This is a genomic window from Rhizobium ruizarguesonis, assembly GCF_017357285.1.
GTDB lineage: Bacteria > Pseudomonadota > Alphaproteobacteria > Rhizobiales > Rhizobiaceae > Rhizobium > Rhizobium ruizarguesonis.
In genome coordinates this window covers 2,789,077-2,815,092 of record NZ_CP071678.1, presented here as the reverse complement: position 1 = coordinate 2,815,092, position 26,016 = coordinate 2,789,077, and the positions used below count along the sequence as shown (strand labels likewise).

At 61.1% G+C, this 26,016-nt stretch carries 27 protein-coding genes and 1 riboswitch; of the genes, 13 read left to right on the top strand and 14 right to left on the bottom strand.

Annotated features, from left to right (window positions below; all coding sequences use genetic code 11):
- Nucleotides 1-135: 135 nt before the first annotated feature.
- Together J3P73_RS13935 and J3P73_RS13930 are read left to right on the top strand one after the other, a co-directional pair.
- Nucleotides 136-1,647, top strand: coding sequence for an ATPase domain-containing protein (locus tag J3P73_RS13935; RefSeq protein ID WP_018068643.1), 1,512 nt, complete (start codon nucleotides 136-138; stop codon nucleotides 1,645-1,647).
- Complete coding sequence (locus J3P73_RS13930; protein ID WP_018068644.1) at nucleotides 1,622-3,784, top strand: PAS domain-containing hybrid sensor histidine kinase/response regulator; 2,163 nt, start codon at nucleotides 1,622-1,624, stop codon at nucleotides 3,782-3,784. The genes J3P73_RS13935 and J3P73_RS13930 overlap by 26 nt, the downstream gene beginning before the upstream one ends.
- On the opposite strand, the gene mobB is transcribed toward J3P73_RS13930, so the two are convergent.
- From mobB to J3P73_RS13915, 3 genes are read right to left on the bottom strand one after another with little or no spacing between them, the layout of a single operon-like run.
- Nucleotides 3,716-4,237 carry a molybdopterin-guanine dinucleotide biosynthesis protein B gene (gene mobB, locus J3P73_RS13925; RefSeq protein WP_018068645.1) on the bottom strand — a complete coding sequence of 174 codons (522 nt, stop codon included), beginning with the start codon at nucleotides 4,235-4,237 and terminating at the stop codon, nucleotides 3,716-3,718. The genes J3P73_RS13930 and mobB overlap by 69 nt on opposite strands.
- Nucleotides 4,234-4,863, bottom strand: coding sequence for a molybdenum cofactor guanylyltransferase MobA (gene mobA / locus J3P73_RS13920; RefSeq protein WP_130691924.1), 630 nt, complete (start codon nucleotides 4,861-4,863; stop codon nucleotides 4,234-4,236). The genes mobB and mobA overlap by 4 nt, the downstream gene beginning before the upstream one ends.
- A 9-nt stretch (nucleotides 4,864-4,872) precedes the next feature.
- Nucleotides 4,873-5,781 carry a DMT family transporter gene (locus J3P73_RS13915; RefSeq protein WP_018068647.1) on the bottom strand — a complete coding sequence of 303 codons (909 nt, stop codon included), beginning with the start codon at nucleotides 5,779-5,781 and terminating at the stop codon, nucleotides 4,873-4,875.
- Between the two features lie 329 nt (nucleotides 5,782-6,110).
- Between J3P73_RS13915 and J3P73_RS13910 the strand changes: the two genes are divergently transcribed.
- Nucleotides 6,111-6,878 (top strand): SDR family oxidoreductase, encoded by a 768-nt coding sequence (locus tag J3P73_RS13910; protein ID WP_026170641.1) that lies wholly within the window; start codon nucleotides 6,111-6,113, stop codon nucleotides 6,876-6,878.
- Between the two features lie 84 nt (nucleotides 6,879-6,962).
- On the opposite strand, the gene ribB is transcribed toward J3P73_RS13910, so the two are convergent.
- The 7 genes from ribB to J3P73_RS13875 form a co-directional block, all read right to left on the bottom strand.
- On the bottom strand, nucleotides 6,963-7,598 hold the full coding sequence (ribB, locus tag J3P73_RS13905; RefSeq protein ID WP_018068649.1) for a 3,4-dihydroxy-2-butanone-4-phosphate synthase: 636 nt from the start codon (nucleotides 7,596-7,598) through the stop codon (nucleotides 6,963-6,965).
- 126 nt (nucleotides 7,599-7,724) lie between these two features.
- A riboswitch (FMN riboswitch) is annotated at nucleotides 7,725-7,875 on the bottom strand.
- A 193-nt stretch (nucleotides 7,876-8,068) separates the two neighbouring features.
- A complete protein-coding gene (locus J3P73_RS13900) occupies nucleotides 8,069-8,851 on the bottom strand; it encodes a glucose 1-dehydrogenase (RefSeq protein WP_024321891.1) in 783 nt (260 codons plus the stop codon).
- 86 nt (nucleotides 8,852-8,937) lie between these two features.
- Complete coding sequence (locus J3P73_RS13895) at nucleotides 8,938-9,081, bottom strand: hypothetical protein (protein ID WP_163856946.1); 144 nt, start codon at nucleotides 9,079-9,081, stop codon at nucleotides 8,938-8,940.
- Nucleotides 9,082-9,116: 35 nt separating this feature from the next.
- A complete protein-coding gene (locus J3P73_RS13890) occupies nucleotides 9,117-9,905 on the bottom strand; it encodes an SDR family oxidoreductase (protein ID WP_018068651.1) in 789 nt (262 codons plus the stop codon).
- Between the two features lie 22 nt (nucleotides 9,906-9,927).
- Nucleotides 9,928-11,406, bottom strand: a complete 1,479-nt coding sequence (locus tag J3P73_RS13885; RefSeq protein WP_020397342.1) for a sugar ABC transporter ATP-binding protein — start codon at nucleotides 11,404-11,406, stop codon at nucleotides 9,928-9,930.
- 28 nt (nucleotides 11,407-11,434) lie between these two features.
- Nucleotides 11,435-12,364, bottom strand: a complete 930-nt coding sequence (locus tag J3P73_RS13880) for a sugar ABC transporter substrate-binding protein (protein WP_003569108.1) — start codon at nucleotides 12,362-12,364, stop codon at nucleotides 11,435-11,437.
- 117 nt (nucleotides 12,365-12,481) lie between these two features.
- On the bottom strand, nucleotides 12,482-13,462 hold the full coding sequence (locus J3P73_RS13875) for an ABC transporter permease (protein ID WP_003540274.1): 981 nt from the start codon (nucleotides 13,460-13,462) through the stop codon (nucleotides 12,482-12,484).
- Nucleotides 13,463-13,667: 205 nt separating this feature from the next.
- Here J3P73_RS13875 and J3P73_RS13870 point away from each other — a divergent pair, with 205 nt between their 5' ends.
- From J3P73_RS13870 to J3P73_RS13855, 4 genes are all read left to right on the top strand, one after another.
- Nucleotides 13,668-14,477, top strand: a complete 810-nt coding sequence (locus tag J3P73_RS13870; RefSeq protein ID WP_018068653.1) for a transketolase — start codon at nucleotides 13,668-13,670, stop codon at nucleotides 14,475-14,477.
- Nucleotides 14,477-15,433, top strand: a complete 957-nt coding sequence (locus J3P73_RS13865; protein WP_012757733.1) for a transketolase family protein — start codon at nucleotides 14,477-14,479, stop codon at nucleotides 15,431-15,433. Before J3P73_RS13870 ends, J3P73_RS13865 begins: the two co-directional genes overlap by 1 nt.
- Nucleotides 15,434-15,501: 68 nt before the next feature.
- Nucleotides 15,502-16,968 carry an FGGY family carbohydrate kinase gene (locus J3P73_RS13860; RefSeq protein ID WP_018068655.1) on the top strand — a complete coding sequence of 489 codons (1,467 nt, stop codon included), beginning with the start codon at nucleotides 15,502-15,504 and terminating at the stop codon, nucleotides 16,966-16,968.
- A 21-nt stretch (nucleotides 16,969-16,989) separates the two neighbouring features.
- Nucleotides 16,990-17,940 (top strand): sugar-binding transcriptional regulator, encoded by a 951-nt coding sequence (locus J3P73_RS13855; protein WP_003540269.1) that lies wholly within the window; start codon nucleotides 16,990-16,992, stop codon nucleotides 17,938-17,940.
- Between the two features lie 23 nt (nucleotides 17,941-17,963).
- Here the strand turns inward: J3P73_RS13855 and J3P73_RS13850 are convergent, their stop codons facing one another.
- From J3P73_RS13850 to J3P73_RS13840, 3 genes are read right to left on the bottom strand one after another with little or no spacing between them, the layout of a single operon-like run.
- Nucleotides 17,964-18,716 (bottom strand): ABC transporter ATP-binding protein, encoded by a 753-nt coding sequence (locus tag J3P73_RS13850; protein ID WP_130691922.1) that lies wholly within the window; start codon nucleotides 18,714-18,716, stop codon nucleotides 17,964-17,966.
- A complete protein-coding gene (locus J3P73_RS13845) occupies nucleotides 18,710-19,780 on the bottom strand; it encodes a FecCD family ABC transporter permease (protein WP_024321889.1) in 1,071 nt (356 codons plus the stop codon). Before J3P73_RS13845 ends, J3P73_RS13850 begins: the two co-directional genes overlap by 7 nt.
- Before the next feature lie 6 nt (nucleotides 19,781-19,786).
- On the bottom strand, nucleotides 19,787-20,923 hold the full coding sequence (locus tag J3P73_RS13840) for an ABC transporter substrate-binding protein (RefSeq protein WP_130691920.1): 1,137 nt from the start codon (nucleotides 20,921-20,923) through the stop codon (nucleotides 19,787-19,789).
- Between the two features lie 115 nt (nucleotides 20,924-21,038).
- Between J3P73_RS13840 and J3P73_RS13835 the strand changes: the two genes are divergently transcribed.
- Nucleotides 21,039-21,824, top strand: a complete 786-nt coding sequence (locus J3P73_RS13835; protein ID WP_130691918.1) for a class I SAM-dependent methyltransferase — start codon at nucleotides 21,039-21,041, stop codon at nucleotides 21,822-21,824.
- Between the two features lie 145 nt (nucleotides 21,825-21,969).
- Here the strand turns inward: J3P73_RS13835 and moaA are convergent, their stop codons facing one another.
- Nucleotides 21,970-23,016, bottom strand: coding sequence for a GTP 3',8-cyclase MoaA (gene moaA / locus J3P73_RS13830; RefSeq protein WP_018068660.1), 1,047 nt, complete (start codon nucleotides 23,014-23,016; stop codon nucleotides 21,970-21,972).
- Between the two features lie 136 nt (nucleotides 23,017-23,152).
- On the opposite strand from moaA, the gene J3P73_RS13825 reads away from it, so the two are divergent.
- From J3P73_RS13825 to J3P73_RS13805, 5 genes are all read left to right on the top strand, one after another.
- On the top strand, nucleotides 23,153-23,527 hold the full coding sequence (locus J3P73_RS13825) for a gamma-butyrobetaine hydroxylase family protein (protein WP_032989254.1): 375 nt from the start codon (nucleotides 23,153-23,155) through the stop codon (nucleotides 23,525-23,527).
- Between the two features lie 48 nt (nucleotides 23,528-23,575).
- Nucleotides 23,576-24,766, top strand: coding sequence for a low temperature requirement protein A (locus tag J3P73_RS13820; protein ID WP_130691916.1), 1,191 nt, complete (start codon nucleotides 23,576-23,578; stop codon nucleotides 24,764-24,766).
- Nucleotides 24,767-24,902: 136 nt separating this feature from the next.
- Nucleotides 24,903-25,046 carry a hypothetical protein gene (locus tag J3P73_RS13815; RefSeq protein ID WP_018068663.1) on the top strand — a complete coding sequence of 48 codons (144 nt, stop codon included), beginning with the start codon at nucleotides 24,903-24,905 and terminating at the stop codon, nucleotides 25,044-25,046.
- A gap of 14 nt (nucleotides 25,047-25,060) precedes the next feature.
- On the top strand, nucleotides 25,061-25,615 hold the full coding sequence (locus J3P73_RS13810) for a DMT family transporter (RefSeq protein ID WP_130691914.1): 555 nt from the start codon (nucleotides 25,061-25,063) through the stop codon (nucleotides 25,613-25,615).
- Entirely contained in the window at nucleotides 25,615-25,959 is a 345-nt protein-coding gene (locus tag J3P73_RS13805; RefSeq protein ID WP_130723704.1) for a DMT family transporter, read from the top strand. Before J3P73_RS13810 ends, J3P73_RS13805 begins: the two co-directional genes overlap by 1 nt.
- Nucleotides 25,960-26,016: the final 57 nt, after the last annotated feature.

Here is a 26,016-nt window from a genome sequence, read left to right as displayed (position 1 = left end):
GTTTCGGGCCGCCCGGACAGGCATATGTCCGAGCTACTGGTGATGGCCTCTTGCCGGAAAGAAATCATGCCTGCCAGTAATTTGACATTCCTTCACTCGCCGCTAATTCACACTTGAAATTGAAGGAAACAGTGAATGAATACTGCGGCACCTGCCACGAAAGCTCGGACCGGCGTGTCCGGTTTGGATACAGTTCTGGCGGGGGGCCTTTCGCCGGGGCACGTGTTTCTCCTGGAGGGAAATCCGGGAGCTGGCAAAACGACGATTGCGCTGCAGTTCCTGATCGAGGGTGCACGGCTCGGCGAGCAGGGGCTCTACATCACCCTTTCGGAAACCGAGAGCGAACTCCGGGCCGGTGCCGCATCGCATGGCATGGTGATCGATGGCAATATCGAGATCTTCGAGGTCGTGCCTCCGGAAAGCCTGCTGGATGCCGACCAGCAGCAAAGCCTGCTTTATTCGTCGGATCTTGAACTCGGAGAGACGACAAAGGAAATCTTTGCCGCTTTCGAGCGGATCAAGCCACGTCGCGTGGTTCTCGACAGCCTGTCGGAGATAAGGCTGCTCGCGCAGAGCTCGTTGCGCTACCGCCGGCAGATTCTTGCGCTCAAACATTATTTTGCCCGACAAGGCGCGACAGTCCTTCTGCTCGATGATCTGACCTCCGACGTGCTCGACAAGACGGTGCACAGCGTCGTACACGGCGTCATCCATCTCGAAGAGATGGCGCCGAACTACGGCTCCGAACGCCGACGTCTAAGGGTCATAAAATATCGCGGTCAGGCCTTCCGCGGCGGTTATCACGATTTCATCATCCAGACTGGCGGCGTTATCGTCTTTCCGCGGCTCGTCGCCGCCGAACACAGGTCGAGCTACACCCGCGATCAGATTTCCTGCAATATTGCGGAACTGGACCTTCTTCTGGGAGGTGGCCTCGAGCGAGGTTCCAGCACGCTCATCCTTGGTCCTGCCGGCACCGGCAAAAGCACGTTCTCGTTTCAATTCCTGGTGGCTGCGGTCGCGCGCGGCGAGAAAGTGGCGGCCTTCATTTTTGACGAGGAGCTGGGCCTGCTCTTCACGCGGCTGAAGGCGCTCGGAATAGATCTCGAAGCCATGCGGGACGCCGGTCATATCCACATCGAACAGCTCGATGCCGCCGAACTGTCGCCGGGCGAATTCGCCCACCGTGTGCGCAGCTGCGTCGACAAGTCGGATGCGAAAACCGTCATCATCGACAGTATCAACGGTTATCAAGCTTCGATGCCGGATGAGAATTCGCTGATCCTTCATATGCATGAGCTGCTGCAATATTTGAACAGGCAAGGCGCCAACACCTTTCTTACCGTTGCCCAGCACGGGTTGGTTGGTGACATGAAGGCGCCTGTCGACGTTACCTATCTCGCCGATACCGTCATTCTGCTGCGTTACTTCGAGGCGGCGGGAAAGGTGCGGCGAGCAGTCTCGGTGATCAAGAAGAGAACCGGCTTTCACGAGGATACCATCCGGGAGTATCGCATAGACGCTTCCGGCTTGAGGTTCGGCGATCCTCTCGTCGGGTTCCAGGGCGTGCTTCGCGGCGTTCCAGAATTTGTCACGACCTCAACGCCGCTCCTCGCGACCGATGGCGGGGATAGCGGCAATTCCTAATTCCGGCAAACCGAAAGCATTGATCTACACCCCCGTCGGTCGCGATGCCTGGGTGGCGAGATCGTTGGTCGATGAGGCCGGATTGGCATCGATTGCTGCCACTGACCTGTCTATGTTCGCGTCATCGCTCAGCGATGACATCGCGCTTGGCGTCTTGACGGAAGAGGCCGTTCGCTCGAGCGATCTCAAGCCGATTGCCGCCTGGGTTTCGGCCCAGCCGAGCTGGTCGGATCTTCCCTTCATCGTACTCACCACACGTGGCGGCGGGCCTGAACGAAATCCGGCCGCTGCAAGGCTTTCCGAGGTTCTTGGTAACGTCACCTTCCTGGAAAGGCCATTCCATGCGACCTCCTTCATCAGCGTTGCCCGGACCGCATTAAAGGGACGCCTGCGCCAATACGAAGCGCAAGCCAGGCTTGAAGCTCTGGGCGAGGGAGAGCGACGGTTGCAGACGGCGCTCGCCGCCGGTCGTCTCGGGGCGTGGGAGCTGGAGCTGTCCTCGATGGCCTTGTCGGCCTCGGCGACCTGCAAGGCAATCTTCGGTCGAGGGCCGGATGACGATGTCACGCGCGACGATCTGATCGCAAGCATCCACCCCGACGACCGGGATCTTGTGCTGGCACGCCTGCGCCAGACGATCGATACCGGACGCGACTATTCCATCGAGCACAGGACGATCTGGCCGGATGGATCGCTGCATTGGACCGAGGTCCACGCGCAGCTTTATTCCGACAGATATGGTTCCGCGAGGAAACTCGTCGGCGTCTGCTCTGATACCACCGTCCGAAAGACCATCGAGGAAAATCTGAGGCGGCTCAATGAAACCCTCGAAGAACGTGTGAGGGAACGGACCAAAGAGGTCAACGCCGCTCACCAGACCCTGCTCGAGGAAGTCGCCCAGCGCGAAAGGGCCGAGGAGCAGCTTCGCCAATCGCAAAAGATGGAGGCGATCGGCCAACTGACCGGCGGCGTCGCCCACGATTTCAATAATCTGCTTATGGTCGTTCTCGGAAATCTGGAGTTGCTCGGCAAGCACGTTGGCGGAGATGCCAAGGCGACGCGTCTGGTCGACGGGGCGATTCAGGGTGCGCGGCGCGGGGCGGCGCTGACGCAGCGGCTGCTGGCTTTTGCCAGACAGCAGGATCTGCAGGTCAAGCCCGTCGATCTGACCGAGCTGGTCTCCGGCATGAACGACCTGCTGCGGCGCTCGGTCGGATCCTCGATCAGCATCGAAACCATCCTGCCGGCAACCCTGCCGCCGGCGCTGGTCGATGCGAACCAGCTCGAACTGGCGCTGCTCAACCTTGCGGTCAATGCCCGCGATGCGATGCCGGATGGCGGGACGCTGTCCATATCGCTGCGTGAGGAGCAGGTGGCCGGCGATGACGGCGCTCTCGACAAGGGCGCCTATCTTGTGTTGGCGGTGGCCGACAGCGGCACCGGCATGGACGCGGAGACGCTGAAGAAGGCGGTTGATCCGTTTTTCTCGACCAAGGAACTCGGAAAGGGCACGGGCCTGGGCTTATCGATGATCCACGGACTTGCCGTTCAGCTCAATGGCGCACTTCGTCTGACAAGCGAGCTTGGAGTGGGAACGATTGCCGAATTGTGGCTTCCGGCGACCGAACGGCGCCCCGAGCGGCCAGCCGAGGCGGAGCGGCCCGTCCCGCAAGCTGCATCCAGACTGAAGATCCTGCTCGTCGATGATGATGCCTTGATCGCCATGAGTTCGGTCGAGATGCTTGAAGATCTCGGCCACGAGGTCGTCGAGGCAAATTCCGGCGCGCAGGCGCTGGAATTGATCAGCGGTCAGCATTTCGACCTTGTCATCACCGACTATTCGATGCCTGGCATGACCGGCGCACAGCTTGCCCAGGCCACGCGGGACATTCATCCGGGGTTACCGATCGTGCTGGCGACAGGTTACGCCGATCTTCCTGCCGGCACCGATATCGATCTTCCGAGATTGGCAAAGCCCTATGATCAGGCTCAGCTTGCCAAGGAAATCGCCAAGGCGATGGCGAGCGAAACGGTTCCGCTTCTTAGATCCGGCGGCGATGCAGGTGGTTCAAAGCCTCGCCTGTCCAAGGCCGACGATGTCAGCGATGAAATCGGCGATGGCGCCTGTGTCGTCTAGATCGAAGACCGGCAGGGCCGTATCCGTGACGGCATGATCGGCGGCGATAGCGCAGATATGGGGATCGCTCGGCGCCAACGGTTCACGATTGGTGGCCTCAAGGCGGCGGGCCTCTATCTTCGGGATCGGTTCGCGCTTGTAGCCCTCGATCAGCACGAGGTCGCAGGGGGCGAGACGGGCGAGGATCTCCTTGAACTCAGGTTCCGGCGCACCGCGCAGTTCGTGCATGATGGCGTAGCGGGTGCCGGAGACGATGGTGACCTCGTGGGCGCCGGCCTGGCGGTGGCGATAGCTGTCGGCCCCGACCTTGTCGATGTCGAAATCATGATGGGCGTGCTTGATCGTCGAGATCTTGTAGCCGCGGCGGGTGAACTCCGTCACCAGTCGGACGGCGAGACCCGTCTTGCCTGAGTTCTTCCAGCCGGCGATGCCGAAGATTTTCGGTGCGGTCATGCGCGAAGGGCCTCCAGCCAGCGTTCCGCCTCGACGAGATCATCAGGCGTGTTGATGTTGAAGAAGGGATCGAGCAGGCTGGCACGGGTCGGATGCAGCGGAAACGCCACTTCCGTAACGTCATGCCGCAACAGGAAGTCGCGTACGCGGCGCTTCTCGTCGGTGGCGATCCAGGCTTCGAGATCGGCGGCCAGCGTCACCGGCCAGAGCCCGAAGACGGGATGGCTGCGGCCCTCGGAGGCGGCAATGGCGATCTGCGAAGGGTGCTCGACCGCTGCCGCCAGCCGGGCGACGAGATCGGCCGGGAAGAACGGGCAATCCACCGAGACGGTGGCGACATGGGTGATCGAGGGCAGGCCGGCGGCATAGACCATGGCGGCATGGATTCCGGCCATCGGTCCGGCCTTGCCGCGAAAACGGTCGGGAACGACAGGCACGCCCTCGGCGGCGGCATCGGCATTGACCGCGACGAGCGGGGTCTGCTGCGAGAGGCGGGTCAGCACATGGTGGAGCAGGCTCTCGGCGCCAAGCATCACGCCTGCCTTGTCGCGGCCCATGCGTTGCGAGCGGCCGCCGGCCAATACGACGCCTGCTATATCAGATCTGTCGAGCGAGAATTCAGCCATCATCCTTCCTCAGACCGGCGCGCGCGGCGCGGATTCCTGCGCGATCGGCGACACACGGCGCTTGGCCTCACGATAGAATGTATAGAGGCCGGATGCGATGACGATCGCAGCCCCGACGAGCGTCCAGCTGTCAGGCACTTCGGCGAAGAAGAGGAAGCCGAGCAGAGAGGAAAAGATCAGGCTGGTATAGCGGAACGGCGCGACGAAGGAGATTTCGCCGGTGCGCATGGCGAGGATGACCGACTGGTAGCCGACGAGCACCAGCACCGAGGCGAGCACGAGATGCCCAAGCGCGTTAGCGCTGACCGGCTGCCAGCCGCCGAGCGCCGGAATGAGCAGCGCGCCGAAGAAGGAGGCTGATATGGCGGTGATGACGGTTATCATCAGCGAGGGAATCTCCGGACTGATGCTCCGGGTGGCGAGATCGCGGCCGGCCGTCGTCAGCACCGCGGCGACGCAGAGGAGGGCGGCGGCAGTGAATCCCTCAGGGCCGGGGCGGATGATGATCATCACGCCGACGAGGCCGACGAGGATCGCCGACCAGCGCCGCCAGCCGACCGGCTCGCCGAAGAAGAGGGCAGCGCCGAAGGTGACGACCAACGGCAGCGATTGCAGGATCGCCGAGGCATTGGCGATCGGCATCATGCCGAGCGCGGTGATATAGGTGACGGCGGAGAGCGTCTCGCAGATGATCCTGAAGATGATCATCGGCTGCAGCATGATGCGCCAGGAGCGTAGCGCGCCCATTTTCCAGGCGATCAGATAGACGAGCAGGCTGGTGAAGAGGCCGCGCAGAAACATGATCTCGCCGGCGTTCATATAGGCGATCACCGATTTGGACAGGGCGTCGCTCGCGGAAAAGCCGGCCATCGCCAAGCTCATATAGATGGCGCCCTCAGTATTGCGTGACCGCGGCATGAAGAGATTCCCGTTACCTGTGCGCTCCTTTTAGTCGCGAAGATGCATCAAGGGAATCGGATGAATGTCACACCAAGCATAAATCGATGACGCGGTGCACAATGGCGCCGATGTCAACGCAGGCGTGTGGGTGGAAGTCCAGGCAAATCTCCGTTTTATAAGCTGAATTCCGACAGTTCCGACGCCGCAATCAACGCGTCGATGAGGACGCGCCGTCGCGCTGCCGGTTCGGGCCATAGGCGTTTTTCTCCTCCTGCGCGGGAAACGGGTGGCTGCATCGCCTGATGTTTGAGCATCTCAGATCTCGCAACAACGAAGGAGAGATCGATATGACACTTCTCAACGACAAGATCGCAATCATCACCGGCGCAAGCTCCGGCATCGGCCGCGCGGCGGCGAAACTCTTTGCGCGGCAAGGCGCCAAGCTCGTGGTCACCGGCCGGCGACAGGACGCGCTCGATGCCGTCATCGCCGAAATCGAGGCGGAGGGTGGTCAGGCCGTCGCCATATCAGGCGATGTCAAGGATGAGGCGCTGCAGGCAAGACTCGTCGAAACGGCAGTCTCGCGTTTCGGCCGGCTCGACATCGCCTTCAACAATGCCGGCATCCTCGGTGAGATGGGGCCGGTTGCCGGGCTGTCGCTGGAGGGCTGGCGCGAGACGATCGAGACCAATCTCACCGCCGCCTTCCTCGGCGCCAAGTACCAGTCGGCGGCGATGGGAAAAGGCGGCGGATCGCTGATCTTCACCTCGACTTTCGTCGGTCACACCGTCGGCATGCCGGGCATGGCCGCCTATGCGGCGAGCAAGGCGGGTTTGATCGGCTTCGTGCAGGTGCTCGCCGCTGAACTCGGAGCGCAGAAGATCCGCGTCAACGCACTGCTTCCCGGCGGCACCGACACACCCGCCAGCATCACCAACGCGCCCGATGCCACGCCGGAAGTGCTCGCCTTCGTGGAGGGATTGCATGCGCTGAAACGCATGGCGCAACCCGAAGAGATCGCCAATGCAGCGCTTTTCCTCGCCTCCGACATGTCGAGCTTCGTGACCGGCACGGCAATGCTGGCGGATGGCGGCGTTTCGATCAGCCGGACATAGGGCGAGCAAGGGACAGTGCCGTCACGGTCATCGCTTCGGCGTTCTTAGTTGCGGCGGGCTATGCCGCCGCAACTAAGGCGTCGATCAGGCGACTTCGCGTATGTCTCTTGCCGCCTGGCGTTCGAGATAGGCGACCAGATCCTCGATGGTGACGAGGGGGAGGTTGTGGCGTTCGGCGAAGAGCGTGAGTTCGGACAGGCGGGACATGGTTCCGTCGTCGTTGGCGACTTCGCAGATGACGCCGGCGGGGATCCTTCCGGCGAGGCGGGCGAGATCGACTGCGGCTTCGGTGTGGCCAGGGCGGCCGAGCACGCCGCGGGGGTTGGCGCGGAGCGGAAAGATGTGGCCGGGGCGGGCGAATTCGTCGGGCTTTGTGCGATCGTCGACGAGGGCGCGGACGGTGGCGGCGCGGTCCGCCGCAGAGATGCCCGTCGTCGTGCCCTTGAGATAATCGACCGAGACCGTGAAGGCGGTTTTGTGCGATTCCGTGTTATTGGGCACCATCAGCGGGATATCGAGTGCATCGAGACGCTCGCCTTCCATGGCAATGCAAACGAGCCCGCGGGCGTGGTTCATCATGAAGGCGATTGTTTCCGGGGTGACGGCATCGGCCGCGACCACGATATCGCCTTCGTTTTCCCGGTTCTGGTCGTCGACGACGACGACCATCTTGCCGCTGGCAATGGCTGATATGGCATCTTCAATTCTTGCGATAGTCATGCTGTCTGGCCTTTCAAGGGTTATGTCAGCGGACTGACATGGTCTGCTCGGCTCAATCCGTGAGCGAGCCTTCTGCCCTTGGGCGAACAAACGTCAGCCGACTCCCGGATGGAGTGCGACTGCCCGTGTTGTCCTCTTCCATCCGGACTATACCGTCGGCTCCGGCATCTCACCGGATCTGCTGACCTTCCGACAGGAGGTGCCGGAAGCGCTCGCGGGCTCCAGGATTGCTCCTGATACCGCCGGTGGGGAATTACACCCCGCCCTGAGAACATTTCAAAGATAGGATCAAAAACAGGCGGATGGCAAGGTCACTCGACCCGGCAAAAATGCAAAGCTGCCCTAACGCCGATGGACACACTGTTCACACGGAGGCGACGACCGGGTCGCCTTCCGTGCTTCGTTGGTGCTTTGATCCTTCCATGCATGTCGTTGTCCCAAAACCACTGCGCACTTTTGGGCGACATGCATCAGGACATGATCAGGCCGCCGTCGACATTGATGGTCTGGCCGGTGATATAGGCGGCGTCGTCGCTGGCGAGGAAGGTAACCAGGCCGGCGACATCCTCGCCGGAGCCGGCCCGTTTCATCGGGATGCCCTCGACCCATTCCTTCATCAACTCGCCGGGGGCGTAGTTGCCGAGCAGCTTGCCCCAGGCCTGGTCGTTATAGGCCCACATGTCGGTCTCGATGATGCCGGGGCAGAAGGCGTTGACGGTGATCTTCTCGGTCGCGACTTCCTTGGCCAGGCTCTGGGTGATGCCGACGACGCCCATTTTCGAGGCGGCATAATGCGGCGTGTAGATAAAGCCGTCACGGGCCTGGCCGGAAGCGGTGTTGATGATGCGGCCGCCGCGCTTGTGCTTGCGCATTCTCGATATCGCCTCCTGGGCGCAGAGGAAGACGCCCTTGGTGTTGACGGCCATGACCTTGTCCCACTCGTTTTCGGTCAGGTCCTCGACGCGGGCAATGGTGATGACGCCGGCGTTCTGGATCGAGACGTCGACCGAGCCGAATTCCTTCTCGGCGGCATCATAGAGGGCGGTGACGCTCGCCTTGTCGGTGACGTCGCCGATGAAGGAGATCGCCTTGCCGCCGTCGGCCCGGATCTGTTCGGCAACGCCGTGAACCAGGTCCTCGTTGGCCGAGACGACGAGATTGGCGCCTTCGCGCGCAAAACGTCTTGCGATAGCAGCGCCGATGCCGCGGCTGCCTCCGGTAATGACGACCGTCTTCTGCTCAAAGCGTTTCATGCTCTTTCCTTGTCCGTCGATAAACAGCAAATCTGGGCGCGACCTACCATGCGATCATTATTGGAGCTCAACCGGTTGTCGCCAATTCAGGCAGTCTTGAGCGCCGATGACGACGCCCGAGCCTGTTCGATCGGCGTGAAGGGCGGGCAGACGACGATATCGCACGCCGTCTTGCCCGTTATTCCCTTCAGCGCCTCGATCTCAGCCAGGGAGGAAGCGAGACCGTTCATTTTTCAGTTGCCGGCAATGAGCTTTCGCCTCGCCCTCACCAGCAGCAGAAACCGCCGTCGACGAGAAGATCGACGCCGGTCACGAAACTTGCTGCATTCGACAGCAGAAACACCGCCGGACCCACCATCTCGTCGACCGCTGCCATGCGCTGCATTGGCGTCTGCTCTTCGAAGAGCTTGGTCTGGTGGACCATCTCCGGACGGGTGTTCATGGGCGTTGCCGTGTATCCGGGCGAGATGGTGTTGACGCGAATGCCGCGGTCGACCCATTCCATCGCCATGGACTTCGACATATGGATCACGCCCGCCTTCGAGGCGTTGTAGTGCGCTTGGCTCAGCCCCCGGTTTACGATCACGCCCGACATGGAAGCGATGTTGACGATGGAGCCGCGTCCATTCTTCAGCATGGCGCGAGCCTCTGCCTGGCAGGAAAGAAAGACGCCTTTGAGGTTGATATCCATCAACGTCTGATATTGATCCTCCTCCATCTCTTCCGCCGGGTTCGCGTTGGCGATGCCTGCAGCGTTGACTGCAAGCGTCAGCGTGCCGAGATCCGCTTCGGTACGTGCTACGGCATCTGCAAGGGAAGATTTGCTCGTGACATCCGCCGCGATCTGGATCGAGCGGCGGCCGGCGGCGCGAATATGTTCAGCCGTCTTGGCCAATCCGTCGTCGGTTCGGCGGTCGAGCAGCGCCACGTCGGCGCCGCATTGCGCGAGGCCGATGGCAATGCGCTGACCAATGCCGCTGCCGGCTCCGGTAACGATGGCAACCTGGCCGCTGAGATCGAAAAGCTTCGGGGCGTTCAGAGTGATGTCGGACACCGCTCTTCCTTTCTCTGTCTGTTTAGATGGTGGCTAGCTCCATGACCGAAACGTCATTTGCCTGGTCACGATTGAGAATCCCCGCCTGCTTGCCTTGCGCAAGCACGAGAATGCGATTGGAGACTCCGAGAACTTCTTCGAGGTCTGAGCTTACGACGATGACCGCCACGCCCTGTTTGGCAAGATTGACGATGATGTCGTAGATGCCCGCTCGGGCGCCGACGTCGATGCCTCTCGTCGGTTCGTCGAGTACGACGACCTTGGGATCGCGCATCAGCCACTTCGCGATCACGACCTTCTGCTGGTTACCGCCGGACAGGTCCGAGGCATGCTGTTCAGCACGGCCCTTTACGCCGAACTTGGCAACTGCCTTTTCTGCAAACGAGCGCTTGATGCGCGGCGTGATCCAACCACCGCCCAGTTTGTCAAGATTGGCGTAGATAATGTTCTCGCTGATCCGGTGCCCGACGATCAGGCCCTGCTCCTTGCGGTCTTCCGGAACCATCACGATACCCTTGGCGATCGCGTCCGCCGGATCTCGCAGCCTCAGTTCCTCGCCTTCCAGCTTGATCGAACCAGCACTGATTGGATCTGCTCCCGAAATCGCGCGCACCAGTTCGGTGCGGCCGGCGCCGACCAATCCGGCGATCCCCAGAATTTCCCCGGCCCGCACCTCGAAGGTAACGTCACGGAACGAGTTGTCCGGCGAGCTCAGCCCGGATACCTGGAGTACCGGACGATCTGTCGGCACCGGCAGGGTAGGGAACAGGCGGTCAAGCGGGCGCCCGACCATGCTCTCGACAATCGTTCGCACCGGGGTCGCGCTGTCTGAGAATTCTTGCACCCGCTCCCCGTCACGAAGAACGACGATCCGGTCGGTTATCTGCTTGATCTCTTCCATGCGGTGGGAAATGTAGACGATGCCGACGCCTTCTGACCGAAGCTTCCGAACCTGTTCGAAGAGAGCTTCCGTCTCCGCGCCGCCAAGGGCGGCTGTCGGCTCATCGAGGATCAGGAGCTTTGCGTTGAGAGCCAGCGCCTTGGCGATCTCGATGAGTTGTTGATTTGCCGTGGAAAGGCCGGCGACCGTCCGCGTTGCGGGGATGTGAAGGTTCAAGCGAGCAAGCTGGTCCTGGGCCCGGCGAACCATCTGGGCGCGGTCGACGACGCCGTTCTTCATCGGCCAGCGTCCGATGAAGACGTTTTCCGCGATCGACAGCTGCGGCAGAAGCTGCAGCTCTTGATGAATCAGGACAACGCCCTTGTCGATCGCTTCCCTTGGGGTGGCCGGGGCATAAGGCTGCCCCAGCCATGTCATTGATCCTTCGGACGGCGTGCGTGACCCGGCGATGATGCCCGATAGCGTTGACTTGCCCGCTCCGTTTTCACCGAGGAGTGCAACCACTTCGCCCGGATAAACGTCCAAGCTGACATTCTTCAGAACCTGGAGCGGCCCATACCATTTGGATATGCCCCTCAGGGAAAGAACTGGATCAGACACGGCACACCTCCTCAAGACCTCAACTTCATTATGGATGGTTGGCGATGAAGCCTGCGACGTTTTCCTTGGTTGTCAGCGTGGCATCCATAAGCTGCACCGGGGGTACCTTTTCTCCCGCGACAAGCTTGGCGGCATTTTCGACCGCATCGCGGCCCATCTTCTGCGTCTGCTGTGTCGCCGTTACGTTGAAGACGCCCTTGCTGAGCGCTTCGAGAGCCGCGGTGTCGCCATCGAAGCCGCCAACCACGATCTTCTGCGACGGATTGGCGACCTTGATCGCCTGCGCGGCGCCAAGTGCGAGGCCGTCGGCCTGTGCGAACACGATGGAAACGTCAGGATTTGCCTGCAGCATATTCTGCATGATCTGGAAGCCTTCGTCCTGGCTCCAAATGTTCGAGAACTGTTCGGCGACAACCTTGACGTCCGGATATGCCTTGAGAGATTCAGCGCAGCCCTTCGAGCGATCGACTTCCGGCGTCGTGCCCTTCTGGCCGTGGATGATGACCATCTTCCCCTTGCCGCCGGCTTCCTTCAGGATGTAGTCGCACACGGCCTTGGCAGACGCGACGGAATCCGTTGCAAGGAAGGTATCGCCGGGTGCTCCCTCGGCGTTGCGGTCAACGTTCACGACCGGAATACCAGCGCTCTTCGCGAGCTTGACCGGAACGGTCGCAGCAGCCGCGCCGGCCGGAATGTAGATCAGCGCGTCGATTTTCTGGGTCAGAAGATCCTGGATCTGGTTGACCTGCGTCGGCCCGTCGCCCTTTGCGTCGACGGTGATGACTTCGATGCCGCGCTTCTTGGCTTCGGCCTCGACCGATTGCTTGATCTGGTTGAAGAAGTTTGCCTGAAGGTTGGCAACGGCCAGGCCGAGCTTCTTCAGTTCCGCAGCATGTACAGGCCCGAGCATGAGGCCCAGCAGTGCAGCAGATGCGAGCATGGTGCGCGCTATTTTCATTGTATTTCCTCCGTTGTTTGATGGAACCCTCGGGTATGTCCTCCCCCTCGGGGTATTGATCCGACCCAAATTTTTGGGGCGGAATTCCGGGCCCGCCAACGCGGTGGACCTCGCTCGTCAGGCGCGACGCCGACGAATGGTCTCCGCGCCGACCGCAAGCACGATGACGATGCCGATGATCACCTGCTGCAGGAAGGGCGAGACGTTGAGAAGGTTGAGACCGTTGCGAAGCACACCGATGATAAGAACGCCGATCAGCGTTCCACCGATGCCGCCCGCGCCGCCGGAGAGCGAAGTCCCGCCGATGACGACCGCAGCGATGGTGTCCAGTTCATAGCCCAGACCACTGGACGGCTGGACGGAATCCAGCCGCGCGGCGAGCACGATGCCGGCGAGCCCCGCAAGGACGGCACTCACGACATAGACGGCTATCGTCACGAGCGGGACGTTGATACCGGCCAGGCGTGCGACTTCGGGATTTCCTCCCACCGCGTAGAGCATGCGACCTTCGGACCGGAAGTGCAGGAAAAGCCACGCGGCAAGAACAACCGCAAGCATGAGAAACACAGTGGCTGTCAACACGCCGAAATGGCGATCGATTGCCAGCATCATGAACCAGTCGGGGAATCCAACGATCTGTTGGCCGTCCGTGATCATATTCGCGACGCCGCGAGCCGCAGACATCATCGCAAGAGTGGCAATAAACGCTGGAACCCTGAACTGCGTCACCAGAAGTCCGACGATCAGCCCCGAAAGGCCCGCTGCGACCAGAGCAAAAGCGATCCCGACCGGCAGCGGCAGGCCGGCGACATTCGCAGTCCAGCCCATGACCATCATCGCAAGAGCGAGTGCCGAGCCGACGGAGAGATCGATGCCGCCGATCAGAATGACAAAGGTCATTCCGACGGCCATGATGCCGAGGACAGTGATCTGATCGAGGATGTTGAGACCGTTCCGAACCGAAAGAAACGTGTCGGTGCTGAGGCTCAGGAAGACGCACAGCGCGAGCAGCCCCACGAGCGGGCCGGTGGCGCCCTTGAGTTTGCTCAACCAGGCCCCGGACGAAAGCCCGTGTTCATTGATATCGAGCGCCACCATTGTTCCTCCCTATGTCTAGGCTAATAGCTAATTCACTCTACGAATAAATATTCACTGATGCTGGAAAATTCATTAACAAGTTGCTTTCCGGCTGTCAACAGGATTTCTAGGCCTACAACTGTTGGTGTTCCACTTAAAGGGCTTGACTAATCGGTGTCTTGTGCAAAAATATTGACAACTGAATATTTATGCATGAGAGGAATCCATGAATACGACAGAACTCGAGCGGGTCGCTCGCGAGATCCGATTGCGCGATCTCCAGGCGGTCTTTGAAGCGGGCGCCGGCCATATTGGCGGGGAAATGTCGGTCATCGACATTTTGACTGCCCTCTATTTTCGTGTGCTGAATGTTTGGCCCGATCAGCCGAAGCACCCCGACCGCGACAGGTTCGTTCTTTCGAAGGGACATACTGCATGCGCGCTGTATGTGACGCTCGCAAAACGCGGCTTCATCCCGGAGGAAGAGATTTCCACCTTTTTGCAGCCGCATTCGAGGCTGAACGGGCATCCAAATTGCAACAAGGTTCCTGGCGTCGAAACGAATACCGGGCCGCTCGGCCACGGTCTTCCGGTCGCAGTAGGAATGGCGATAGCCGCCAAGCTCTCGGCCGCGAAATATCACACCTATGTCGTCACCGGCGACGGTGAGATGCAGGAGGGCTCCAACTGGGAAGCGATCATGGCGGCCGCGCAGTTCAAGCTCGATAACTTGACGCTGGTCATCGACCACAACAGGTTCCAGCAGGGCGCCGCCCTGGCGGAAACCAACGATCTCGCCCCGCTTCGTCCGAAGCTTGAAGCTTTCGATTGGGAAGTCACCGAGATCAACGGGAACAATATGAGCGAGGTCGTTTCAGCCCTCGAACACCGGGGATCGAGACCGCATTGCATCGTCGCCCACACCAACAAGGGCCATGGAATCTCGTTCATGCAAGACCGAGTCGACTGGCACCACAAGGTACCGAGCAAGGAACAATACGAAATCGCATTGGCAGAATTGTCGGAGGCACTGTAATGAACGCGCCAATAAACGCACCCAAGCTCTACGATTGCCGCGACGCATTCGCCACCACGCTTGAGCGGCTGGCAGCCGAAAACGAAACGATCGTTGCCGTCTGCAACGACTCCGTGGGTTCTTCCAAGCTCGGCGGCTTCAAGGCGAAGTTTGGAGAGCGCCTCGTCAATGTCGGTATCGCTGAGCAGAACATGGTGGGGGTTGCAGCAGGCCTGGCCAATGGCGGACGCCTTCCGTTCGTGTGCGCCGCCGCTCCGTTTCTAACGGGACGGTCGCTGGAGCAGATCAAGGCCGATATTTCCTACTCGAATGCCAACGTCAAGCTGGTCGGTATTTCTTCCGGAATGGCGTATGGCGAACTCGGGCCGACCCATCACTCGATCGAGGATTTTGCCTGGACGCGTGTTCTGCCTAATCTTCCGGTCATTGCGCCTTGTGACCGCATCGAAACAGCCGCTGCGGTTGAGTGGGCCGCGGCCTACAACGGCCCCTGTTTCCTGCGTCTGTCTCGCGTAGGTGTGCCTGATCTGCTTCCGGAGGGTCACAAGTTCGAACTTGGCAAGGCAAACCTCCTTCGCCAAGGTTCCGACGTCACCCTTATCGCAAACGGCACTTTGACTCATCGAATCTTAAAGGCTGCCGAGATCCTCGCAGAACGTGGCATCAACGCCAGAGTACTCAACCTTGCAACGGTTCGTCCGATCGACGAGGAGGCTATCATCGCTGCGGCGAAGGAAACCGGAGCGATCGTCACAGCCGAAGAGCATTCGATCTTTGGCGGGCTCGGCTCCGCGGTAGCCGAAGTGGTGGTCGACAATGCTCCAGTCCCGATGAAGCGTCTCGGAGTTCCCGGCGTCTACGCTCCGACCGGTTCGGCAGAGTTCCTGCTCGACGAATTCGGGATGGCGCCGTCCGCAATCGCCGACGCGGCGCAGTCGCTGATCAGGCGCAAGTAACTGGGATCACGTGATCAGCCCGGACGCTTTTTGTCGTCCCGGCTGCCGCCTGATCTGGGGAGGATAGAATGCGGGCAATTCTGGCAATTGACCAGGGCACGACCAATTCAAAGGCAGTTCTCGTTTCCGAAAAGGGAGAAATTGTTGGCAGAGGTTCGGCTCCAGTCGGCATCGCCTATCCGAAACCAGGCTGGGTCGAACAAGACCCACGCCGGCTCTACGCATCCGTCTGCGAGGCGATCGACGCCTGCCTGAAGGCTGGCCCCGATGTAGCTATTGAGGCGGTGGCGATTTCCAACCAGCGCGAGTCAGTCACTGCCTGGGACGCCGAAACGGGAGAAGCACTTGGGCCGGTGGTAAGCTGGCAGTGCCGCCGAACGGCACAGGATTGCGAACGTCTTATTACCGAAGGCCACCTTCACCGTGTGCAGGCGCTCACGGGCCTGCCGCTGGATCCGATGTTTCCGGGTTCGAAATTCCGATGGCTGCTCGACCGTATTCCGGCTGGGCGTTCGGTGCGGCTAGGAACGGTCGACAGTTGGCTCGTCCACTGCCTGACGGGCGGGCGCCGGCATGTCTGCGACGCTTCCAATGCCGCCAGGAGCCAGTTGTTCGATCTCCAGGAGCAGAGATGGAGCGAGGAACTTGGCGAGATCTTCGGCGTGGATATCGCGCTCCTGCCCGAGGTACTCGACAGCTCTGCCGACTTCGGCAGGACGCAAGGGTTGCCAGGCGTGCCGGATGGAACTCCGATCATGGCCGTGATCGGAGACAGTCATGCTGCGCTGTTCGGTCATGGAGCATTCAAGCCGGGTGATGGCAAGGTAACCTTCGGAACCGGCTCGTCGGTGATGACGACGCTTCCGCGATTTATTCCCCCACGCAACGGCGTCACTACGACCGTCGCATGGCGTCTCCATGGAAAGCCGACCTTCGCTTTCGAAGGCAATATTCTCGTCTGCGCCGCCAGTCTCCCCTGGATGGCAGGCATTCTCGGCCTTTCGGACGTGGCGGCCCTTGTCGAACTTGCGGCGAGCGCCGAACCGGGCGGACCGGGCTTCGTGCCAGCATTCGTGGGACTTGGCGCACCCTATTGGAACTCCGACGCCCGTGCCCTGTTCTCCCAGATCAACTTCAATACGACACGTGCGCAAATGGCGCGGTCGGTCACCGACTCGATCGCCTTCCAGGTGCACGACGTGATCGCCGCCATGCGAGCACAAAGCGGCGGCGAGCTCGGGGCCCTCTATGTGGACGGCGGACCGAGCCAGAACCGCTTCCTGATGCAATGTGTCTCGAATCTCATCGAACATCCCGTGATTCAATGCGAAGCACCCGAGGCGTCGGCTTTGGGAGCGGCATATCTCGCGGGTCTCTCACTTGGCTTGTGGAGCGATCTTCAGGTTATCGCGGAGCTGCCCCGGAGCTCACATATCATTGACCCGGAACCCGTGGATCGAGCGGTGCTTCTGAATACCTGGAATGATGCACTTGCCCGCTCGACGGCACGCGAAACAACGGCTAATGATGAATAAAAATTCACCCTAGGATTAGCGATGACTCGCCTCAATGAACTCCGCCTCATCTCAAGGGTCGCCCAGATGTACCACTTGGAGGGGCGGCGACAGGCGGAGATCGCACAGCACCTTCGCCTGTCGCAGGCGACAGTGTCGCGCATGCTCAAGCGTGCCGAGGCCGAAGATATTGTGCGAACCAGCGTGACCCCCCCCGTTGGCACCTACAGCGAGCTTGAGAGCGCGCTTCGCGAGAAATATGATTTGCCGGAGGCGATCGTCGTTGAGTGTACGGAAGATCGGGACGGCGCCATCATGGCCCGTATCGGAGAGGCAGCGGCTCATCTCTTGGAGGTGACGCTTGCGCCAGGGGAGATCATCGGCGTTTCGAGTTGGAGCCAGACCATCTCCAAGATGGTCGAGAACATTCATCCCCTTAAGAGCGCTCAGGCGAAATACGTCGTCCAAACCCTTGGAGGCATGGGCGATCCTTCAGTGCAGACACATGCGACGCAGCTTACCACGCGGCTTGCTCGGCTGACCGGCGCTGAGCCAAAACTGCTCGCTGTGCAGGGCGTTACAACGTCCAGAGAGGCAAAATTTCTTATGCAGGCCGATCCATACGTTCGGGAGACGATGGACCTGTTCGGCAGCATAACGCTTGCGATTGTCGGAATCGGAGCGGTCGAACCGTCCGAACTTCTCGCACGGTCAGGCAACATCTTTTCGTCTCGCGAACTGTCTGATCTCGCGGAAGCGGGAGCCGTCGGCGATATCTCGCTTCGCTTCTTCGATAAAAACGGCAAGCCGGTCAAGACGCCCCTGGACGACCGGGTCATAGGGCTTCCACTCGAGGATCTCGAACGGGTGGACCGGGTCATTGCTCTTGCCGGCGGGTCCAAAAAGACCGACGCGATCGCAGGCGCGCTCCGCGTGGGGGTCATCCACATGCTTGTTACGGACAAGTTTACCGCGCAGCGATTGATCAACTGATGAGGCAGACTGATTCCCCAACCTCAATGCGCCGTCCCATCCACAATCACGTGGTCGTGGTCCAGCGAGCATCTCTCCACCCGGGCCTCGACCCTGTAGATTTCCCGTAGCATCTCAGCGGTGACGACGTCGCGGGGGGTGCCGCAGGCATGCATGCGGCCGTTGGCGATGACGAGGACTTTGTCGGCGAAGCGGAGCGCCTGGTTGAGGTCGTGGATGGCGATCAGCACGATCATGCCCTTGGTGCGGGCCTGGCGCCGCATGAAATCGAGAACCTCGACCTGGCGGTGGAGGTCGAGCCCGCTTGTTGGTTCGTCCATCAGCATGATTTCAGGCTCGCGTACCAGGGCCTGGGCGATCGAGACGAGCTGGCGCTGGCCGCCGGAAAGCGCGCCGAGATCGCGGAAGGCGATGGAGGTAATGTTTAGCGCCTTCATGATCTCGTCGATGAAGCGCAAGTCGCTGTCGCTGACGGCCCAGGACTGGCCCTGCTTGCGGGCAAGCAGGATGGATTCGTAGACCGTCAGCACCGCGTTGGCCGAGGTATCCTGCGGCATGTAGCCGATGGCCTTTTTGGCCTTCGAGCCTTCGACCACGACATGGCCCGGCCCTTTGAGGAGGCCGGTAATGCGCTTGAAGAGGGTCGACTTGCCGGCAGCGTTCGGGCCGATCACCGCCACGACCTCGCCCGATGTCATCACCGGCGTCGTCACGTCTTCGACGAAGAGCTTGCGGCCGTGATAGGCGCCGACCGATTGCAACTGAAGCGCTACCACGACCGGCTCCTGTTCGAGAGGATGAGCGAGAAGAAGAAGGGCACGCCGACCAGCGCGGTGATGATGCCGATCGGGAAGACGACACCCGGAATGATCGACTTCGAGACGATCGAGGTCAGCGACAGCAGCAGCGCGCCCGACAGGACAGAGCCCGGCAGGAAGAAGCGCTGATCCTCGCCGAGGATCATGCGTGCGATGTGCGGCCCGACGAGGCCGACGAAACCGATCGTACCGACGAAGCTGACCGGCACCGCGGCGAGCAGCGAGACAACAAGCATGGTTTCGAGCCGGATGCGACGGACATTGACGCCGAAGCTTGCGGCCTTGTCCTCGCCGAGGCGGATGGCCGTCAACGCCCAGGCATTGCGGGCAAAGAGCGGCAGGGCGATCAGCAGAACGGCAAGCGTTACCCAGATCTTCGGCCAGGTGGCCTTGGTGAGGCTGCCCATCGTCCAGAAGACGACAGCCGACAGCGCCTGTTCGGAGGCGAGATATTGCAGGAAGGCGAGAGCTGCATTGAAGGTGAAGACCAGAGCGATGCCGAGCAACACCACCGTCTGCACCGAGACGCCGCGGGCCTGCGAGACGAAATGGATGAAGAGCGTGGCGATCAGCGCCATGATGAAGGCATTGACCGGCACCAGCAGCCCGGCTGCGACAGGCAGAAGCGGAACGCTGGTGACGATCGCCAGTGCCGCGCCAAAGCTTGCCGCCGCCGAGATGCCGAGCGTGAAGGGGCTGGCGAGCGGATTGGCGAGGATCGTCTGCATCTGCGCGCCGGCGACGGAGAGCGATGCGCCGACGACAATCGCCATCACCGCAACCGGCATGCGGATGTCCCAGACGACGGCCCGCACCTGATCGGATACGGAGGAGGGGTCGAGAAGGGCTGCGACGACTTCACTAAGGCTGTAGCGGGCCGGGCCCCAGGCGAGATCGACGGCAAAGGACAGGCAGAGCGCTGCCGTCATGGCGGCAAGGATCAGCAGCTTGCGCCGGGCGAGGGCGCGGTAGCGCTCCCTCCCGGCTTCGGCTTCTATCGATATGGCGGCGATCTCGGCCATGTCGGATTACTGACCCGCCTTGGCGTCGACCCAGTAACCCGGCTGATAGGCGACCGGCAGGAATTTTTCGTGGAATTCCTTGAAGGTGGCATCGGGATCGAGATCGGCAAAGAGGTTCGGATGGAACCACTTGGCCAGCCGCTGGACGGCGACGAACTGGTAGGGGCTGGTATAGAACTGGTGCCAGATCGCATGGACATGGCCGCCGGCAACCGCCCTGGAGCCGGTGAAGGCAGGGTTTTCCACCAGCGTGTTCAGCGACTTGCGACTGTCGTCGAAGGTGGCTGCCGCATTCGGGCCGACATTCACAAAGTCCTTGGCATTCTTGGTCTGGCTCCAGTTGGAGCCGGTGACGACGATGACGTCAGGATTGGAGGCGACGACCTGCTCGGCATTGATCGAGCCGGTATAACCCGGCAGGAAATCGGAGCCGAGATTGCGGCCGCCGGCCCAATCGACCATCAGGCCGAAATTATCGGGACCGAAGGTGCCGCAGCATTCGACGAGACCTGCGGCGCGATACATGAAAACGGCAGGCTTCGGCGGATTGGCGGCCTTGAGCTTGTCGGTCACGCGCGCCATTTGCTCTTTCCAGAAGAGGGCCACGGCTTCGGCGCGGTCCTCATGGCCGAAGATCTGGCCGAGGATCTTCAGGCTCGGCTCGGTGTTGGCGAGAATGTGCTCGCGGAAATCGATATAGACGATCTTCACGCCGATGCCGCTGAGCATCTCCTCGAGCTTCACCTCGTCGGCGGCCGCCTTGTTGCCGATCGGCAGCAGCATCACATCGGGATGAAGCTTGACGACCGTTTCGGTCTGCAGCGTGCCGTCGGTCAGGTTGCCGAGGAAGGGCAGGTCCTTGCCCTTCGGAAACTTCTCGACATAGGCGTTGAAGCCGTCCTTGTCGGTGGTCCAGAGGTCGTTGCGCCAGCCGACGATCTTGGCGAAGGGATCTTCCTTCTCGATCGGTGCTACTGCGTAGAGCATGCGGCCTTCCCCAAGGATCACGCGCTCGACCGGCTTGTCGAAGGTCACTTCACGGCCCGCCACATCCTTGACGGTGAAGGATTGCGCCCAAGCCGAAAGCGGCATGAGGCCGGCAATCGCAGCCGCGGAGACTGCAAGCATTTTTACGAAATTCATCTGGAAATTCCCCCGGTGTCTGAATAATGTCCGCAGCCATATGAAATATGACTTTGTGAATCAAGTTTTATGTTTTAGAGCGTTTCCAAAGTGATCCAAAGCCGGGATGCCCAAGATGAATTCCATGAATACGAACTACTCTATCCGCGACGAAATTCGCGACTTCTGGTCGGAGAGGGCGGCGACCTTCGACAACAGCGTCGGCCATGAAATCTTTTCGGAAGCGGAGCGCAAAGGCTGGCAGCGGCTGATCAGAAAGCATCTCGGCGAGGGCCAAGGGCGCGCGGCCCTCGATCTTGCCTGCGGCACCGCCGTCATCTCGCATCTGATGCATGATGTCGGCTTTGCGGTCACCGGCCTCGACTGGTCGGATGCGATGCTGGCGCAGGCGCGCGCCAAGGCGAAGAAGCGCGGCACCGATATCCGCTTCGTCTCCGGCGACGCCGAAAACACCATGGAGCCCAAGAACAGCTACGACGTCATCACCAACCGCCATCTCGTCTGGACGCTGGTCGACCCGGCTTCGGCCTTTAAGGAATGGTTCTCGGTATTGAAGCCGGGCGGCAAGGTGCTGATCCTCGACGGCAATATGGGTAGGGAAACCTGGGTCAAGGGCCTGCAGAAGTTCTGGACGAAGGTGACCGGCAAGCCGCCGGCGAGCCACATGTCGCCGGAGATGATGGCGCGGCACCAGAAGATCCGCTCACGCGTGCATTTCTCCAACCAGGTGCCGGCCGAAGCAGTCGTCGATCTTCTGCGCCAAGCCGGTTTTACGGACATCGTCATCGACCGCAAACTCGCCGACATCCATTGGGCGCAGGCGCGCAAGATGCCGTTCCTGCGTGGGCTGGAGCGCATGGTGCAGGACCGGTTTGCGATTTGCGCGCGTAGGCCTGGGTGATGGGGGTTGGGTTGGCTCCCTCTTCTCCCCGCTGGGGAGAAGAGGGAGCCTGCCGCACCGTATCCCGGCCCTTCGCATGGCTCAGGGCGTTCGAAGCTGCAATCGATTCACTGGATCGATTGCTCCCGCTTTGTGGGACCGCTTCTCACCCACCCGTAACACTCATATGCCGCGCCACCGCCGGACGATTATGCGTGCGGTCGATGATGAAGTCGTGGCCCTTCGGTTTGCGGGTGATGGCCTCGTCGATGGCGGCGTGGAGGAGGGCGTCGTCTTCGGTGGCGCGGAGTGCTGCGCGCAGGTCGGCGGCATCGTTCTGGCCGAGGCACATATAGAGCGTGCCGGTGCAGGTGAGGCGGACGCGGTTGCAGCTTTCGCAGAAATTATGGGTCATCGGGGTGATGAAGCCAAGCCGGCCGCCGGTTTCTTCGACCCTGACGTAACGCGCCGGGCCGCCGGTCTGGTAATCGATGTCCGCAAGCGTGAACTGCTCTTCGAGATCGGCGCGCAGCTTTGAAAGCGGTAGATACTGGTCGGTGCGGTCTTCCTCGATCTCGCCCATCGGCATGGTTTCGATGACGGTGAGATCCATGCCGCGGCCATGGGCGAAGCGCAGAAGCTCCGGCATCTCGGCATCGTTGAAATCCCTCAGCGCCACGGCGTTGAGCTTGATCTTCAACCCTGCCTTTTGGGCCGCGTCGATGCCTTCCATGACCTTGGCGAAATCACCCCAGCGGGTGATCTTGCGGAACTTGTCGGGGTCGAGCGTATCCAGCGAGACGTTGATGCGGCGTACACCGCAATCATAGAGCTCCTCGGCATGGCGCGAAAGCTGCGAGCCGTTGGTGGTCAGCGTCAGCTCGTCGAGGCCGGAGCCGATCTTCTGGCCGAGCTGGCGAACCAGATACATGATGTTCTTGCGCACCAGGGGCTCGCCGCCCGTCAGCCTGATCTTGCTGACACCCTTGTCGATGAAGGCGGAACAGAGCCGGTCGAGCTCTTCCAGCGTCAAGAGATCCTTCTTAGGCAGGAAGGTCATGTTTTCCGCCATGCAATAGGTGCAGCGGAAATCGCAGCGGTCGGTGACGGAGACACGGAGATAGGTGACCGACCGCCCGAAGGGGTCGATCATCGGGTGCGCACCTGCCACCAGCGGCGATGCATTGCCTATCGTTCCAACTCTGGTGTTCACCTGTATCTCCGTACTCTCATCAATGTGGGCATATGCTATTGTCGCGTCAAGGGAAACAGCCCGCGCGAGCATGCCAATTTCAGCTTGCGCTGAAAAAGATCAGCGCCTACTCCTCGCATGAGAAGAGGACAAAATGATGAGCGATATCTGGCCGAGCGAACTTCGCGTCTCGAAAGACAGGCAGCGGCTGGTGGTAACCTTCGATGACGGTCAGAGCTTCGACCTGTCGGCCGAGCTCTTGCGCGTGCTGTCGCCCTCGGCCGAGGTGCAAGGCCACGGGCCAGGACAGAAGGTGACAGTGCCGGGCAAACGCAATGTTGCGATCATCTCGATGATGCCGACCGGCAATTACGCTGTCCGGATCGGCTTCGACGACATGCACGATACCGGCATCTACACCTGGACCTATCTGCGCGAGCTCGGCGAACGGGGCGATGAGCTGTTTTCCGCCTACGAGGACGAGCTCCGCGAAAAGGGCATGAGCCGCGACACGGCGGAAAAGCCGCGCTGAGTGCCGCTACACTTTCAATCCACGCATAATCCAGCCATCGGGGGCCATATGGCGAAGACGAACGGAACGAACTGGCTGCGCGCCAAGGGCAGCGCTAGCGGCAGCAAGGTGACCTTTCTCGAATTGTTTTTCGACCTGGTCTTCGTCTTTTCGATCTCGCAGCTTTCGCATGTGCTTGCCGCCCATTACACGCCGCTCGGTGCCGCCGAAGCGGCGCTGATGACCTTTGCCGTCTGGTGGGTGTGGATCTTCACGGCCTGGGTGACGAACTGGCTCGATCCGGACAAAATGCCAGTGCGCGGCATGCTGGTGGCGCTGATGATGCTCGGGCTGCTGCTGTCTGCCTCCATCCCCGAGGCCTTCGGCGACAAGGGGCTGCTGTTTGCCGGCGCCTATGTGGCGATACAGGTCGGGCGCTCGCTGTTTACGACCTATGCGATGACGCGCGTCGACCGCCCCAACACGCTGAATTTCGTCCGCATCACCGCCTGGCTCGTGGTTGCCGGGGTCTTCTGGATTGCCGGCGGGCTGCTCGAGCATGAAGCCCGGCTGATCGCCTGGGTGATTGCGCTTGCGATCGAATATGCCGGGCCGGCCGCGGGCTTTGCCGTGCCAGGGCTTGGCCGCTCGACGGCGCGGGACTGGGATGTTTCCGGCGCGCATATGGCCGAACGCTGCGCGCTCTTCGTCATCATTTGCCTCGGCGAAGCGATCCTCGTTTCCGGCCGCACCTTTTCGGAACTGCCGTTCTCCGGGCTGACCAGCATCGTCTTCGTCACCGGCTTCGTCGGCACGGTCGCCATGTGGTGGCTCTATTTCCGCTTCGGCCACGGGCGCGCCGCCCACCGCATCGAGCATGAAGAGACGCCGGGGAGCTTGGCGCGGCTGGCCTTCACCTATGGGCATATCCCGATTCTGGCCGGCATCATCGTTCATGCGGTGGCGGTCGAATTCATGTTCTCGCATCCGCACGAGACCGGCGATCTCGGCATTGCCGCGGCCGTGCTCGGCGGCTCCGGCCTGTTCCTGATCGGCAATCTCTGGTTCAAGGGCGCGACCAGCGGCCAGCTGCCGCTATCACATCTTGCCGGCCTGGTGTTTCTGATCCTGCTCGCCTTCGCAGCACCCTTCATCGAGGTCTATCTGATGGGCATCCTGGCGACGCTAGTGCTGATCATTGTCGCCGCCTGGGAATATCGCTCGCTGACCGGCACGGAGACTGCGCCGACGCTGCATTAGGGAGTCCGGCGTCGCGTCCTTTCAGAGGCGTGGCGCTGTCATCGGCAGGTCGATTTCAGTAAAATTTCAGAAAGCCTACCGGACAAAAATTTCGATTTGAACGATTCTCCCCCCGCCATGTGGGATGGGGCGGGTCATGTCAGCGTTTGCGAGTCTCAGCGGTTTCCGGATCGGCCTCGCCACGGGCGCCGCCTCGATAATTTCCGTCGGTCCGATTTCGGGCATCCTGCTGTCAGCCGTCTTGCTGGGTATGGTGTTCAACCTCGTTAAAGACAGCTGAGCGAGGGCTATGCGATGCCGACGAGCCTTGCCCCACTCGCCCTTCTGCTCGCTGCGGCCTTCTGGGGTTTCGGCAATCTGTCGCAGAAGCTCGTGCTCGCGGATATCGGTCCGTTCAGTGCAGTCAGTCTCCGGTGTGCGATTGCCGCTGCCGTCATGATCCCACTCATTCTGTTCGAGAAGAAGCCGGTGGCAGACCAAGGCTACTGGAAGAGTATCCTGATGGTCTCAGGGGCATTCACGGCCGCGATCACCATCCAGCAATATGCTTATCTCGGCGCGAGCGTGACCAATGCCAGCTTCCTGGTCAATACATGTGTGGTGTTGACGCCCCTGATCGCATGGCTGGCACTTGGCCAGATTGCGGGCCGTAGTGAGATCGCCGCGACCGTGATCGCCATCGGCGGCATCTTCCTGATTTCTGGCGCCTCCTCGGGCGCGCCGACCATGCAGTATGGTGATGTTGCCTGTCTCGTTGCGGCGCTGTTCTATGCGATCTGGATGGTTGCGCTTGGCAGGCATGCGGCAGCGCATGGATGCCCTGTCGGTCCGCATGCATCCAGTTTGTGATGGCTGCCCTGTTTTCGAGCCCGTTCGCGATCGGCGAGATGCCGGCGCCGGCCAGTATCGGCGCGGCAGCGCCGCATCTCTTCATCCTCGGCGTCTTCAGGACGGGCGCTGCCTTCGGCCTGCAGACCTGGGCACAGCGCCACACCTCCGCCTCCCGCGCCGCGGTCATCGTTTCGGCCGAAAGCATTTTCGGTGCGCTCGGCGCCTTTGTCGTGCTGCAGGAACGTCCCGGGCTTTCCACGCTGGCCGGTGCCGGCCTCATCTTCTGCGCAATCCTGCTGGTCTGCGTTGCAGGCCCGATCGGCAGTCTGTTGAGGGTTCGTGCGTCGAGGGTGTCCGGATAGAGCGCCGCGCGTCTTTTCAGACGCGCTAAGGACGCTCTATCACTTTGAATCTGCGGA

Excerpts from the sequence above, each read along its gene's own strand:
- J3P73_RS13910 (WP_026170641.1), top strand. The coding sequence starts at position 6,111 with ATGACACTTCTCAACGACAAGATCGCAATCATCACCGGCGCAAGCTCC.
- J3P73_RS13805 (WP_130723704.1), top strand. The coding sequence starts at position 25,615 with ATGGCTGCCCTGTTTTCGAGCCCGTTCGCGATCGGCGAGATGCCGGCG.
- J3P73_RS13810 (WP_130691914.1), top strand. The coding sequence starts at position 25,061 with ATGCCGACGAGCCTTGCCCCACTCGCCCTTCTGCTCGCTGCGGCCTTC.
- J3P73_RS13915 (WP_018068647.1), bottom strand. The coding sequence starts at position 5,781 with ATGCCGCGGTCACGCAATACTGAGGGCGCCATCTATATGAGCTTGGCG.
- J3P73_RS13865 (WP_012757733.1), top strand. The coding sequence starts at position 14,477 with ATGAACGCGCCAATAAACGCACCCAAGCTCTACGATTGCCGCGACGCA.
- J3P73_RS13860 (WP_018068655.1), top strand. The coding sequence starts at position 15,502 with ATGCGGGCAATTCTGGCAATTGACCAGGGCACGACCAATTCAAAGGCA.
- J3P73_RS13900 (WP_024321891.1), bottom strand. The coding sequence starts at position 8,851 with ATGAAACGCTTTGAGCAGAAGACGGTCGTCATTACCGGAGGCAGCCGC.
- ribB (WP_018068649.1), bottom strand. The coding sequence starts at position 7,598 with ATGACTATCGCAAGAATTGAAGATGCCATATCAGCCATTGCCAGCGGC.
- J3P73_RS13930 (WP_018068644.1), top strand. The coding sequence starts at position 1,622 with ATGGCGGGGATAGCGGCAATTCCTAATTCCGGCAAACCGAAAGCATTG.
- J3P73_RS13870 (WP_018068653.1), top strand. The coding sequence starts at position 13,668 with ATGAATACGACAGAACTCGAGCGGGTCGCTCGCGAGATCCGATTGCGC.
- J3P73_RS13935 (WP_018068643.1), top strand. The coding sequence starts at position 136 with ATGAATACTGCGGCACCTGCCACGAAAGCTCGGACCGGCGTGTCCGGT.
- mobB (WP_018068645.1), bottom strand. The coding sequence starts at position 4,237 with ATGACCGCACCGAAAATCTTCGGCATCGCCGGCTGGAAGAACTCAGGC.
- J3P73_RS13815 (WP_018068663.1), top strand. The coding sequence starts at position 24,903 with ATGTCAGCGTTTGCGAGTCTCAGCGGTTTCCGGATCGGCCTCGCCACG.
- J3P73_RS13840 (WP_130691920.1), bottom strand. The coding sequence starts at position 20,923 with ATGAATTTCGTAAAAATGCTTGCAGTCTCCGCGGCTGCGATTGCCGGC.
- J3P73_RS13835 (WP_130691918.1), top strand. The coding sequence starts at position 21,039 with ATGAATTCCATGAATACGAACTACTCTATCCGCGACGAAATTCGCGAC.
- mobA (WP_130691924.1), bottom strand. The coding sequence starts at position 4,863 with ATGGCTGAATTCTCGCTCGACAGATCTGATATAGCAGGCGTCGTATTG.
- J3P73_RS13820 (WP_130691916.1), top strand. The coding sequence starts at position 23,576 with ATGGCGAAGACGAACGGAACGAACTGGCTGCGCGCCAAGGGCAGCGCT.
- J3P73_RS13880 (WP_003569108.1), bottom strand. The coding sequence starts at position 12,364 with ATGAAAATAGCGCGCACCATGCTCGCATCTGCTGCACTGCTGGGCCTC.
- J3P73_RS13895 (WP_163856946.1), bottom strand. The coding sequence starts at position 9,081 with ATGAACGGTCTCGCTTCCTCCCTGGCTGAGATCGAGGCGCTGAAGGGA.
- J3P73_RS13875 (WP_003540274.1), bottom strand. The coding sequence starts at position 13,462 with ATGGTGGCGCTCGATATCAATGAACACGGGCTTTCGTCCGGGGCCTGG.
- J3P73_RS13845 (WP_024321889.1), bottom strand. The coding sequence starts at position 19,780 with ATGGCCGAGATCGCCGCCATATCGATAGAAGCCGAAGCCGGGAGGGAG.
- J3P73_RS13855 (WP_003540269.1), top strand. The coding sequence starts at position 16,990 with ATGACTCGCCTCAATGAACTCCGCCTCATCTCAAGGGTCGCCCAGATG.
- J3P73_RS13825 (WP_032989254.1), top strand. The coding sequence starts at position 23,153 with ATGAGCGATATCTGGCCGAGCGAACTTCGCGTCTCGAAAGACAGGCAG.